The sequence below is a fragment of the Kitasatospora sp. CB02891 genome (genome assembly GCF_002803145.1).
Lineage (GTDB): Bacteria > Actinomycetota > Actinomycetes > Streptomycetales > Streptomycetaceae > Kitasatospora > Kitasatospora griseola.
This window is the reverse complement of record NZ_NNBO01000008.1, coordinates 1-12,607: the sequence shown is the minus strand read 5'-3', so window position 1 is coordinate 12,607 and position 12,607 is coordinate 1. Positions and strand designations below refer to the sequence as shown.

10 protein-coding genes and 1 pseudogene are annotated in these 12,607 nt (G+C 74.0%); 8 read left to right on the top strand and 3 right to left on the bottom strand.

The genetic code is table 11. The features are described 5' to 3' along the window. The first annotated feature begins 20 nt into the window (after positions 1 to 20). Complete coding sequence (locus tag CG736_RS18780) at positions 21 to 269, top strand: hypothetical protein (protein WP_043915756.1); 249 nt, start codon at positions 21 to 23, stop codon at positions 267 to 269. A 92-nt stretch (positions 270 to 361) separates the two neighbouring features. Here the strand turns inward: CG736_RS18780 and ppc are convergent, their stop codons facing one another. Then, positions 362 to 3,160, bottom strand: coding sequence for a phosphoenolpyruvate carboxylase (gene ppc / locus CG736_RS18775; RefSeq protein ID WP_198520548.1), 2,799 nt, complete (start codon positions 3,158 to 3,160; stop codon positions 362 to 364). 209 nt (positions 3,161 to 3,369) lie between these two features. On the opposite strand from ppc, the gene CG736_RS18770 reads away from it, so the two are divergent. After that, positions 3,370 to 4,641, top strand: coding sequence for a sensor histidine kinase (locus tag CG736_RS18770; RefSeq protein WP_100587360.1), 1,272 nt, complete (start codon positions 3,370 to 3,372; stop codon positions 4,639 to 4,641). A gap of 7 nt (positions 4,642 to 4,648) precedes the next feature. Here the strand turns inward: CG736_RS18770 and CG736_RS18765 are convergent, their stop codons facing one another. Together CG736_RS18765 and CG736_RS18760 are read right to left on the bottom strand one after the other, a co-directional pair. Beyond that, entirely contained in the window at positions 4,649 to 5,107 is a 459-nt protein-coding gene (locus tag CG736_RS18765; protein ID WP_100587359.1) for an SUKH-3 domain-containing protein, read from the bottom strand. An 86-nt stretch (positions 5,108 to 5,193) separates the two neighbouring features. Next, complete coding sequence (locus CG736_RS18760) at positions 5,194 to 5,649, bottom strand: YwqJ-related putative deaminase (RefSeq protein WP_100587358.1); 456 nt, start codon at positions 5,647 to 5,649, stop codon at positions 5,194 to 5,196. 318 nt (positions 5,650 to 5,967) lie between these two features. Between CG736_RS18760 and CG736_RS18755 the strand changes: the two genes are divergently transcribed. The 6 genes and pseudogenes from CG736_RS18755 to CG736_RS18725 form a co-directional block, all read left to right on the top strand. Continuing rightward, entirely contained in the window at positions 5,968 to 7,071 is a 1,104-nt protein-coding gene (locus tag CG736_RS18755; protein WP_100587357.1) for a Gfo/Idh/MocA family protein, read from the top strand. Further along, on the top strand, positions 7,068 to 8,102 hold the full coding sequence (locus tag CG736_RS18750; RefSeq protein WP_100587356.1) for an NAD-dependent epimerase/dehydratase family protein: 1,035 nt from the start codon (positions 7,068 to 7,070) through the stop codon (positions 8,100 to 8,102). The genes CG736_RS18755 and CG736_RS18750 overlap by 4 nt, the downstream gene beginning before the upstream one ends. Positions 8,103 to 8,139: 37 nt before the next feature. After that, entirely contained in the window at positions 8,140 to 9,270 is a 1,131-nt protein-coding gene (locus tag CG736_RS18745) for a DegT/DnrJ/EryC1/StrS aminotransferase family protein (RefSeq protein WP_100587355.1), read from the top strand. Between the two features lie 133 nt (positions 9,271 to 9,403). Continuing rightward, positions 9,404 to 10,510: a DegT/DnrJ/EryC1/StrS aminotransferase family protein gene (locus CG736_RS18740; protein ID WP_100587620.1), complete on the top strand. Its 1,107-nt coding sequence runs from the start codon at positions 9,404 to 9,406 to the stop codon at positions 10,508 to 10,510. A 120-nt stretch (positions 10,511 to 10,630) separates the two neighbouring features. Beyond that, positions 10,631 to 11,632, top strand: a complete 1,002-nt coding sequence (locus CG736_RS18735; protein WP_100587354.1) for an SMI1/KNR4 family protein — start codon at positions 10,631 to 10,633, stop codon at positions 11,630 to 11,632. 25 nt (positions 11,633 to 11,657) lie between these two features. Continuing rightward, positions 11,658 to 12,607 (top strand): annotated as a pseudogene (locus CG736_RS18725) (hypothetical protein); the annotation flags it as partial.

The following is a 12,607-nucleotide window of genomic DNA, read 5'->3' as shown; positions in this document are numbered from 1 at the left end:
CGTCACTGGGGGTATGGAGCGTGATCCGCTCGAAGCGCGTGGGCAAGGTCGTCGGTGGCACCGTGCTGTGCCTGGCCGCCGGGGGGTTCGCCGCCTCGCCGGCGCTGGCCGCCGAACCCGTCGGCTCCGTCACCCCCGAGCCGGCCGCCGCCAAGCTCGCCCCGCCCACCGGCTCCGTCGGCTCGGCCGGCGTGTACGCCGTCGGCGGCGGCCTGGTGGTGGTGGCAGGCGGCGCGGCGACCTGGCTGCGCAAGCGCAAGAAGGCCTGACGCCCTTCCGGGCACCGTACGGACGAGGTCCGCCCCGCCGGGGATTCCCCCCCCCGCGGAGCGGACCTCGTCGTGCGTCCGGGCCCGGCCGGTCAGCCGGTGTTGCGCAGGCCGGCCGCGATGCCGTTGACGGTCAGCAGCAGGGCGCGGGCCCGCAGCGGGTCCTCGGGGCGGCCGAGCGCCACCTCCTCGCGCTGGCGGCGCAGCAGCGCCACCTGCAGGTAGGAGATCGGGTCGAGGTAGGCGTCGCGGACGGTGAACGTCTGCTTCAGGACCTCGTTGTGCTCCAGCAGCTCCGACTCGCCGGTCAGCCGCAGCACCTCACGCATCGTCAGGTCGTGCTCGGCGACGATCTGGTCGAACACGTGCCGCAGCTCGCCCGGCACCAGCTGCTCGACGTAGTGGCGGGCGATCCGCAGGTCGGTCTTGGCCAGCGTCATGGCGACGTTGGACAGGAAGTTGCGGAAGAAGTGCCAGTTCCCGTGCATCTCGTCGAGCACGTCCGACAGGCCCGCCGCGCGGGCCGCCGCCAGGCCGGAGCCGACGCCGTACCAGCCGGGGACGATCTGCCGGGACTGGGTCCAGCCGAACACCCACGGGATGGCCCGCAGGCCGTCCAGGCCCGCGCCGCTGTCGGGGCGCCGGGACGGGCGGGAGCCCAGGTGCAGCGAGGCCAGCTGGTCGACCGGGGTGGAGGCGAAGAAGTACTTCGGCAGGTCCTCCTGCTCCACCAGCCCGCGGTACGCGGTGTGCGCGGCCTCCGAGACCCGGTCCATCGCCGCGTCCCAGCGGGCCAGCTCCTCCGGGGCCTGCCGCGGCGCGGTGTGCAGCGCGGACGCGGCCAGCGTGGCGGAGAGGGTCAGCTCCAGGTTCTCCCGGGCCAGCGACGGCAGCAGGTACTTGTCGGAGATCACCTCGCCCTGCTCGGTGACCTTGATCTCGCCCTCCAGGGTGCCCCACGGCTGGGCGAGGATCGCCTCGTGCGAGGGGCCGCCGCCGCGGCCCACGGTGCCGCCGCGGCCGTGGAACAGCCGCAGCCGGATCCCGTACCGGTGCGCGACGTCGCGCAGCCGGCGCTGGGCCCGGTGGATCTCCCACTGCGAGGTGGTGATGCCGCCGAACTTCGACGAGTCCGAGTAGCCGAGCATGACCTCCTGGACGTCGCCGCGCAGCGACACCAGCAGCCGGTACGACGGGTCGGCCAGCATCTCCTCCAGGATCCGGTCGGCCTGCTGGAGTTCGTCGGTGGTCTCCAGCAGCGGCACGATGCCGATCTTGGCGATCCCCGCGTGCAGGTCGATCAGCCCCGCCTCGCGGGCCAGCACCACGGCCGCGAACACGTCGTCCGCGCCCTGGCACATCGAGATGATGTACGACTCGACGATCTCGTCGCCGAACCGCTCGAAGCCCTGCCGGATGGTGCTGAACACGCCCAGCGTCTTGGCGCCCGCCGGGTCCAGCGGCGCCGGGGTCGGGGCCAGCGGACGGCGCGAGCGCATCTCCTTCGACAGCAGGCGCTGGCGGTACTCGCGCGGCATGTCGGTGTAGCGCCACGCCTCCTCGCCGAGCCGGTCGAACAGCTGGCCCAGCGCGTGGTGGTGCGCCTCGGCGTGCTCCCGGACGTCCATGGTGGCCAGCTGCAGGCCGAACGCCTCGATGGTGCGGATCGCGCGGGCCAGGCGGCCGTCCGCGATCAGGCCGCCGCGGTGGGCGCGCAGCGAGTCCTGGATCCGCTTCAGGTCGGCGATCAGGTCCCGGGTGCCGACGTAGTCGCGGCCGACCACGTGCGGCGTGCCGGCGGCCAGCCGGTCACGGGTGTTCTCCAGCTTGATCCGGATGCAGGTGGCCTTCAGCCGGTACGGCTCCTCGGCGTTCATCCGCTTGTACCGCGGGCTCAGCTCCGGAAGGTGCGTCAGATCGGCCTCCAGCGAGGCCAGCAGCTCCGCCGACGCGCCCGCCAGCCGCACCGACGTCGACAGCGACGCCCGCAGGTCGTCGATCGCCGCCAGCGCGTCCTTGATGCCGTACTCGTGCTGGAGGTTCAGCACGTCCCAGGTGACCTGCGGGGTGACGTTCGGGTTGCCGTCGCGGTCGCCGCCGATCCAGGTGCCGAAGGTCAGCGGGCGCACCCCCTCCGGCAGCGTCAGCCCGATCCGGGCGAGCTCCTCGTGCAGCTCCTCCAGCACGGCCGGCACCGCCTCGCGGTACAGCTCGTCCAGGTAGTAGACGGCGTTGCGGGCCTCGTCGGTCGGCTCCGGGCGGGCGATCCGCAACTCGTCGGTCTGCCACAGCAGATCGATCACCTCGGCGAGGCGGCGGTCCGCCTGCCGGCGCGCCGACGTCTGCCGCGCCGAATCCACCTGGCCGGTCGCCGCCTGCTCGCGGTGGATCCGCTCCAGCAGCTCGCCGACCCGGCGCAGCTTGTTCAGCACACTGCGACGCGCCGCCTCGGTCGGGTGCGCGGTGAACACCGGACGCACCGCGAGGTTCGCCAGCGTGTCCGACAGGTGCTTCGGGTCCGCCTCCTGCAACTGGTCGACGGTCTGCGCCAGCACCGAGCCCTCGCGGGCCCGACGCGACGCGAACTCCCGGCCGCGGTGCACCTGTTCGGTGACGTTCGCGAGATGGAAGTAGGTCGAGAACGCGCGCACCAGCTTCGCGGCGGTGTCCAGATCGATCGACGCCAGCAACTGGGCCGTCGCCTCGCCGTCCGTCCGGCTCAGCAGGCGCACCTGTTCGACCAGGCCCAGCAGTTCCGGGCCCTCCTGACGCACGAGAGTCTCTCCGAGCAGGTCGCCGAGGCGGCGGATGTCCGCACGCAGCGCGGCATTGTCTGCCGGGTCGGCGATCGGGGATGGGTTGTCCGCCGAAGTGGGGACCGGAGCGGTCACGGCTGGCTCCCTGTGGTGGTGGGGTGTTCGGCAACGGCTCTGCCATCACCGCAGTGCGGGTGACGGGTGCGGACCGCGCTGTCCGACGGGCAACAGCATAGGTGGCACCCGGTGCCAGAACGGAGAGGTGGCCGGATGGCGGACACGGAGCGGGAGCAGGTGCCCCCACGAGCCCCTGTGCGGCATCCCGCACTGCGTATGGTGTTCCCATGAGTAAGAAGCCGGCGGGGGACGGCCTGTGGTGGTGGGCGCGGAGGCGCAGCGCGGCGTTGGACGTGGCGTTGGCGCTGGCGGCGGCGACGGAGTGTGCGGCCGGGGCGTACGGGCTGGTCCGGGTGCGGTTGGACCTGGGCCTCGGGGCAGCCGTGGCCGGGGTGGTGCTCGGCGCGCTCGCCGGCCTCTCGCTGCTGGTGCGGCGCCGGTGGCCGGTGCTGCCGGTGGTGGTGGCGCTGGTGTTCGTGCCGGGGTTCTTCGGCGTGGTGCTGCTGGTGGTGTCGCTGTACACGCTGGCGGCGACCTGGGAGTGGCCGTCCCGGCGGGCCCGGGTGATCGTGCTGTCGACGGTCGCCGCGGCGGAGACGTTCGGCATGGTGGTGCTGGCGATGTTCGCGCCGAACCCGTCGCCGCCGCGGGAGCCGCTGCCGCCGGGGTGGGTGCTGGTGATCGTGTCCGCGTTCGTGGCGGTGGGCATGGCGGTCGCCCCGGTGGTGACCGGCCTGTACATGGGGGCGCGGCGCCGCCTGGTGGTGTCGTTGCGGGACCGCGCGGAGGGCCTGGAGACGGAGTTGACGCTGCTCGCCGAGCAGGCCCGGGAGCGGGCCTGGCGGGCCCGGGTCGAGGAGCGGACGCTGATCGCCCGGGAGATGCACGACGTGGTCGCGCACCGGGTCAGCCTGATGGTGGTGCACGCGGCGGCGGTGGAACGGATCATTCCGAAGGACCCGGCGAAGGCCCAGCAGTCGGCGAACCTGATCGGCGAGGTCGGCCGGCAGGCGCTGGACGAGCTGCGGGAGATCCTCGGGGTGCTGCGGATGACCGAAGCGCAGGACCAGGTGGAGGCGCCGGTCGGCGGCCTCGGGGAGCTGCCGGAGCTGGTGGAGCAGTCCCGGGCGGCCGGCATGGCGGTCTCGCTGACCGTCAGCGGCGAGCACCTGGTGTACGTCGCGGAGGCCGAGCAGACCGCGTTCCGGGTGGTGCAGGAGGGGCTGACGAACGCCCACAAGTACGCGGGCGGGGCGCGGGTGGCGGTGCTGCTGGCGTACGTGCCGAACGGGGTGCGGGTGTCGGTGACCAACGACTGCCCCGGTGGTGCGGCCGTGCCGGTGGCGCTGCCGAGCGGCGGCAACGGGCTGGTCGGGATGCGCGAGCGGGTGCTGGCGCTGGGCGGGATGTTCCACGCCGGGCCGGAGGACGACGGCGGCTTCCGGGTCGAGGCGGTGCTGCCGTCCCGGCTGCGGCTGGCCGTCGAGCCGCTGAACTGACCTGGCGTCAGCTCTCGGCGGTGCGCAGCCGGTGCGGGGCCAGGCCGAGCACCAGGGTGGCCAGCGCCTGGTCGACGCTGTGGCCGAGGAACCACTCGCCGGTGTGGTCGAGGCTGTAGACCCGGCCCTGCTCGTCGATGGCCAGCAGGGCCTGCCCGTACAGCTCCTCGCCGAGCGGGGCGAGCCGGGTGTCCAGGGCGCGGCCGAGGTCGACGAAGGTGCGCGCGGCGTGCAGGCCGCAGCGCGGGTCGAGCAGGAACGGGGTCCGGGCCAGGGTGCGGCCGGGGCCCGGGACGTCGAAGGCCAGGCCGCCGAACTCGGCCCAGGCCTCGATCGCGGCGGGGAACACCGAGTGCTGCGGGTCCTGCGGACCGCCGTGCGCGACCATCGCATCGGCCCACTGCTCGGCCTGACGGATCTCCCACCGGCCCGGGTGCCAGCCGGCCTGCTTGAGGGCGGCGGCCACGTCGGCCGGGAAACGGGGCTGGGTGCGGACGGTGCTGGCGTTCAGGACGTGCTCCGGTGGTTCGGGGACGGGGACGAGGGGCGGGTTCAGCGGCCGGGCGGCGCGACCGCGACGACGGTCACGTTCAGATGATCCAGCAGCGGAGCGCAGGAACGGCACGGCGGCGCGTGCGTGCCGTGCGCGGGATCGCCCTCCTCGCGGATCCGCACCGTGGTCATCCGGGCCCCCTTCAGTGCCTTGCGGGCCTCCTGCACCGTCATCGGCTTGCGCGAGGCCCGCTTCGAGCGGGACCCGTCGACCTGCCCCAGGTACTGCGACAGCAGCGCCGGCTCCGGGCAGCGGCCGAGGAAGCGCTCGCGCTTGTCGACCGGCAGCGCGGCCAGGAACTCGCCGACCAGCGGGTGCAGCATCGGCGCCAGGTCGGACTTCTCCCCGGCGAGCGTGTGCACCTCGCCGCCGCGCAGCATCAGTGCCGCGGCCACCGCGGGCAGCAGGCTGTCGCGCTGGTGACGCAACACGGGCGGCGGGCCCGACCGTTCCATGACTGCTCCTCGACGTTGTGCGGCGCACCGGCAGTTCTCCGCTGCCGGGGGTCTGCTGACGGACGGTGAATCCTCACCCCGAAGCGTCCAGCCTGCCAAACCGATCCGTCATTCGCCGCGCCGGGGTGCGACACGGGGGCGCACTGGGGTGTACGGAGGGCCGAACTGCCGTACCGCACGCCCCTGGTGGCGTTCACCGGTTTTTCCGATTGTGCCTCGACGGGCCCGGCCGGGCCGGTACCGTTCGAGCGACGCGGCGGCAAGGGGGGTCTTGCAATGGGGTCGAACGTCGTGGCGCACGAGGCGCCTGGGGAACACGTGCCCACACCGGGCAGCACCGACCGAGCACCCGACCGGCGGATCGGACTGGCCGTCGTCGGAGCCGGCTACTGGGGTCCGAACCTGGTCCGCAACGCCCAACAGACCGCCGCCCTGCACCTGCACTGGCTGTGCGACCTGGACGAACAGCGCTCCCGCAAGGTCCTCGGCGAGTACTCCACCGTCGCCGCCACCACCTCCTTCGAACAGGTGCTGGCCGACGACCGGGTGCAGGCCGTCGCCATCGCCACCCCCGCCGCCGCCCACCACCGCCTGGCCCGGGCCGCCCTGGAGGCCGGCAAGCACGTCCTGGTGGAGAAGCCGATCACCACCACCGTCGAGGAGGCCGCCGACCTGGTGGCCCTCGCCGAGGAGCGCGGCCTGGTCCTGATGTGCGACCACACCTTCTGCTACACCCCCGTGGTGCGCCGCATCCGCGAACTGGTCCACGCGGGCGAGATCGGCGACGTCCAGTTCTTCGACTCGGTCCGGATCAACCTCGGACTCGTCCAACCGGACGTCGACGTGCTGTGGGACCTCGCCCCGCACGACCTGTCCATCCTCGACTTCGTCCTGCCGCCCGGCGTCGAACCCGTCGGCGTCAGCGCCCAGGCCGCCGACCCGATCGGCGCGGGCCGCGCCTGCGTCGCCTACCTGACGCTGCGCCTGTCCAACGGCGCGCTCGCCCACTGCCACGTCAACTGGCTCTCCCCGACCAAGGTCCGCACCACCCTGATCGGCGGCTCCCGCCGCACCCTGGTCTGGGACGACCTCAACCCGCAGGCCCGCCTGGCGATCCACGACCGCGGCGTCGACCTCACCCCGCCCGACGAACTCACCGACGCCATCCGGCACCGCGCCCTGATCTCCTACCGGGTCGGCGACATGGTCGCCCCCGCCCTGGTCGAACAGGAAGCCCTGCGCAACGTGATGACCGAGTTCGCCGCCGCCATCGACGAGGGCCGCCGCCCGCTCACCGACGGCCGGGCCGGCCTGCGCGTGCTGCGCCTGCTGCACGCCGCCTCCCTCAGCCTCGAACTCGGCGGCGCGACCGTCCCCGTCCCCGTCACCGATTTCGCCCAGGAGAGGGCCGCAGTCCGATGAACGCCGCCGTTCCGCTCGAAGGATCCCGCTGCCTGGTCACCGGCGGCGCCGGAACCATCGGCTCCACCGTCGTCGACCAACTGATCGAGGCCGGCGCCCGCGAGGTCGTGGTGCTCGACAACTTCGTCCGCGGCCGCACCGAGAACCTGGCCCGCGCCCGCGAACTCGCCGCCCCCGGCCAACTGATCGTGGTGGACGGCGACATCCGCGACCGCGCCCTGCTGCGCGAACTCCTCGCCCCCGGCACCGACGCGCTGTTCCACCTCGCCGCGATCCGGATCACCCAGTGCGCGGCCGAACCCCGGCTCGCACTGGAGATCATGGTGGACGGGACCTTCGACGTGGTGGAGGCCGCGGCCGAGACCGGCGTCCGCAAGGTCGTCGCCTCCTCCACCGCGTCCGTCTACGGCCTGGCCGACGTCTTCCCGACGCCGGAGAGCCAGCACCCGTACCACAACGACACCCTGTACGGGGCCGCCAAGGTCTTCAACGAAGGCCTGCTGCGCAGCTTCCACGCCATGTACGGCCTGGACTACGTCGCCCTGCGGTACTTCAACGTGTACGGCCCCCGGATGGACGTGCACGGCCGCTACACCGAGGTCTTCATCCGCTGGATGGAACGCATCGCCGCCGGACAGCCGCCGCTGATCTTCGGCGACGGCGCCCAGACCATGGACTTCGTCTACACCGAGGACATCGCCCGCGCCAACCTGCTCGCCGCCACCGCCCCCGTCACCGACCGGGTCTACAACATCGCCTCCGGCACCGAAGTCTCCCTGCGCGGCCTCGCGGACGCGCTGCTGGAGGCCATGGAGTCGAGCCTCCACGTCGAGCACGGGCCCGCCCGCGACACCGCCGGCGGCGTGGTCCGGCGGCTCGCGGACATCTCCGCCGCCGAACGCGATCTCGGCTGGAAGCCGGAGCTGGGGCTGACGGACGGGCTGCGGAGGCTGGTCGGCTGGTGGCAGGGCGAGACAGCGGGGGCGCGGAGCGGAAGGAACCTGCCGGAAAGCTCGCCGCCGAGCGAGTGACCTGACCGTGGGCGCGATCCAGCGAAGGAGCAACCCGATGTCCACCATCCCCGTCATGATCCCGTGGCTCGGCGAGGAAGAAGCCCGGGCCGCCGCCGAAGCCGTCCGCTCGGGCTGGGTCGCGCAGGGCCCTCGCGTCGCCGAGTTCGAGCGGGCGTTCGCCGCGGCCGTGGGCGTGCCGCACGCCGTCGCGGTCTCCTCCTGCACCACCGCCCTGCACCTGGCGCTGGTGGGCGCCGGCCTCGGTCCCGGCGACGAGGTCGTCGTCCCGTCGCTGTCCTTCATCGCCACCGCCAACGCCGTCACCTACGTCGGCGCGACCCCCGTCTTCGCGGACGTCGACCCGGCCACCGGCAACCTCACCCCCGAGACCGTCGCCCCGCTGCTCACCGGCCGCACCCGTGCGGTGATCGCCGTCGACCAGGGCGGCGTCCCCGTCGACCTGGACGCCATCGAGGAGCTGGCCCGGCCGCGCGGCATCGCGGTGATCGAGGACGCCGCGTGCGCCGCGGGCTCCGTCCGCCGCGGCCGCCCGGCCGGGGCGGACGCGGACCTCGCCGCGTTCTCCTTCCACCCGCGCAAGCTGCTCACCACCGGCGAGGGCGGCATGGTCACCTGCCAGGACGGCGAACTCGCGGCCCGACTGCGGCGGTTGCGGGAGCACGGCATGAGCGTCTCGGCCGCGGACCGGCACGCCGGGACGGGCGGGGCGGCCGTGCTGGAGACGTACGACGAGATCGGCTTCAACCACCGGATGACCGACGTCCAGGCGGCGATCGGGCTGGTGCAGCTCGGGAAGCTTCCGGCGATGGTCGCTCGACGGCGCGAACTCGCCGCTGGGTACCGGGAGTTGCTGGGGGCGGAGCTCGCAGGGCGGCTGGTGGCCGAGCCGACGTACGGCACGTCCAACTTCCAGTCGCTGTGGCTGCTGCTGCCGGACGAGGCGCCGGACCGGGGGCAGGTGCTGGCTGCGATGGCGGCGGAGGGGGTCTCGGCGCGGCGGGGGATCATGGCCGCGCATCTGGAGGCGCCGTACAAGGGGGCGGCGAGGGCGCCGTTGCCCGTCACGGAACTGCTGACCTCGCGGACGTTGATCCTGCCGCTGTTCCACTCGTTGACGGCGGAGCAGCAGGAGCGGGTCGTCGCCGCGCTGAAGGGAGCGCTCTGACCGCTCGCGGCGCCCGCACGTGCAAGTCGTCCTCTCCGGCGCGATCTTCCGACATCGGTCCGCCGGCTTCTCGCAGTTCTCCCCCAGCCCCGGCGGGCTGGGGGTGTCCCCCGAGCCCCTGGTGGTGAACCCAGTGAACGACATTCCCCTGGTCGATCTGCACGCCTCCCACGCCGAGATCGCCGACGAGGTCCGTGCGGGCTTCGATGCGGTGCTGGCGAGTGGGGCCTACATCAAGGGGCCCGAGGTGGCCGCATTCGAGCGGGAGTTCGCGGGGTTCTGCGGGGTCGGGCATGCCGTGGGGACGGCGAACGGGACGGATGCGCTCGAACTTGCGCTGCGGGCGCTGGAGTTGGAGCCCGGGGGCGGGGTGGTGCTGCCGGCGAACACGTTCGTGGCGACGGCGGAGGCGGTGGTGCGGGCGGGGCTGACGCCGGTGCTGGTGGACGTGGACGAGGAGCACCTGCTGATCGACGTCGAGCAGGCAGCCGAGCGGGTGCGGGGGGCCGTCGCGGTGATGCCGGTGCACCTGAACGGTCAACTCGCGCCGATGGAGCGGGTGCTGGAGGTCGCGGACGGGCTTCCGGTGGTGGAGGACGGGGCGCAGTCGCAGGGGGCGGCGCGGCACGGGCGGGCGTCGGGGAGCTGGGGGCGGATCTCGGCGACGAGTTTCTACCCGGGGAAGAACCTGGGCGCGTACGGGGACGCCGGCGCGGTGGTGACGGACGAGGTCGAGCTCGCCGAGGCGGTGCGGCTGATCGGGGACCACGGCTCGGCGCGGAAGTACGTGCACGAGCGGTTCGGGTTCAACTCGCGGATGGACACCCTGCAGGCGGTGGTGCTGCGCAGCAAGTTGCGGCGGCTGCCGGCGTGGAACGAGGCCCGGCGGACGGCCGCCGAGCGGTACGACAAGCTGTTGGGCGGGCTGGAGGGGGTCGCGTTGCCGCGGACGCTGCCCGGCAACGAGCACGTCTGGCACCTGTACGCGGTGCGGATCGAGCGGGACCGGGACGGGGTGCTCGCGGAGTTGCAGCAGGCCGGGATCGGAGTGGGCGTGCACTACCCGGTGCCGGTGCACCTGCAGCCGGCGTTCCGGCAGCTGGGGTACCGCGAGGGCGCGTTCCCGGTCACCGAGCGGGCCGCCGGGCAGCTGCTCACGCTGCCGATGTTCCCGCAGCTCACCGAGGGGCAGCAGGTGCGGGTGGCGGAGACGTTGGCCGCCGCGGTGCGCCGTCGCTGACGTGGCGTCGGTACCCGGCCGGGCGGGCTTCGGTCGGGTACCCCCGTGACCCCGAACGCGGACGGTCGTTGCCCTACCCTGGTCTCCGAGGATTTCGGCTTCTGCTGTGGGGGACCCCAGATGACGACAGGTCGGCCCGGCACCGCCGCCGTGCCCAACGCGGCCTACGCGGGCCAGGTGGTGCAGTTCCCGGACCCGGTCCGGGCCGAGCGGCACCCCGGGGGCGTGCGGGTCGACGAGCACGGGTACCCGGACTTCTCGCCGTACGCGGCCGCCGCCGCCGAGGTCGCCGACCCGCCGGAGGGCTTCGGCGTGGACGAGCTGCGGCTCACCGACTACGTGTCGGCGAACGCCGCGCTCTACACCCGGGGCCACGAGCTGTGGGCCGACCTGGACACCGCCGTCGCCACCCCGCCCGGCTGGACGTGGCACCACGTGGTCGGCCGCGCCCCCGCGGGCTGGCGGCGGATGGAGCTGGTCCCGGTCGAGGTGAAGGCGCTGCTGCGGCACCACGGCGGCCTGGCGATCTCCACCGCCGACCACACCCGGCGCGGCACCCGCCCGCTCCAGGAGCGCCGCGCCGTGCACTTTCCGCTGGCGAAGGACGGCGGCGACCCGCTGGTCGTCACCGAGGACCTGGTGCAGCGCGCCGAGCAGCGCCTGGGCCACCCGCTGCCGCCGGTGTACCGCGACTTCCTGAAGCTGGCCGGCGGCCGCGGCCCGGTCGGCGCCGCGCTGGACGTCGACCTCGGCCTGCTGGTCGACCAGCCGTTCCTCACCCTCAGCGAGGAGTACGGCGTCCAGGACCTGGTGTACGCCAACAAGTGCCTGCGCGACCACCTGACCAAGGACTACCTGGCGGTCGCCTACCAGCAGGGCGGCCTGCTCGCCCTCAAGGTCCGCGGCGAGCAGACCGGTTCGGTCTGGTTCCTGCCCTACGACGACGCCCGCGACGAGGGCGCGGACGAGTCCCCGGAGCAGCGGGTGGCCCGGCTGCTGCTGCCCTGCGGCGACAGCTTCGACGCCTTCCTGCTGCGGCTCGCGGGCAGCCCCCCGGAGCTGGAGACCGTCGCCGAACTCATGGTGGACGGCGGCTTCGCGCGCGCCGTCCCGGTGAACTGACCGAACGACAGGGGTGGGACGAGACGTGGTGACCACGTACGCGCAGGCGCAGGAGACCGCCGAGGACTGGATCAACGCCGGTGTGCCGCGCTCGCTCCAACGCGAGGTGCGGGTCCGGGAGTTCGACCTCGGTTACGTCTGTTGGGCGGTGGACGGCAGCGAGCACGCCGGTGGGACCGGCAGCTCGCCGCGGCTGGTGATCGCCCGCGACAGCGGCGTCAGCATGCTCTGGCCGCCGCTGCCGATCAACGAGGTGGTCCGGCAGTTCGAGGAGCTGTACGGGACGCCCGCCGAGCCCAACCCGGCCGGTGCCGCCAAGCCGGTGCGCGGGGCGGTCGAGGCGACGTCCTTCCTGCTCAGCCCACCGCAGTGGCTTCAGGACGCGGGCGCCGCCGCGGTGGCCGCCGAGGCCGCGCAGCTGTCCGCGCCGCCGGTGCCGCCCGCGCCGATGGCGGCTGCCGCCGGCCCGGGGGAGGGTCCCGACCACTTCCCGCCGGCCGGTACGCCCGCCCCCGGCACGCCCGTGCCGCCGCCGTTCCCGGTGGGCGGCTCGTCGACCCCCGTGCCCGGGGTGCCGGTGCCGCCGCCCGGCCCGGTGTCCGGGATGCCGGTGCCGCCGCCGATGCCCGCGCCGGTCGGGGCGACGCCGCCGTTCCCGGTGGGCGCTCCGTCGACTCCGGTCCCCGGCACGCCCGTTCCGCCGGACGCGCCCGCGCCGTCGATCGACTACGCGCCGACCATGCTGGCCACCGACGGCCCGCCCGGGCTGATGGGGCTGCCCGGTGCGCCCGGCACGCCCGCGCAGGGGGTGCAGCTCGGCCGGTCCGGCCCGACCGCTCCGCCGCCGCCCCCGCCGAACGACCTGCTGCCCCCGGGCGGCGGCCCCGTGCCCGTCGGGCTCGGCCGGTCCGGTCCGACCGCTCCGCCGCCGCCCCCGCCGAACGACCTGCTGCCCCCGGGCGGCGGCCCCGTGCC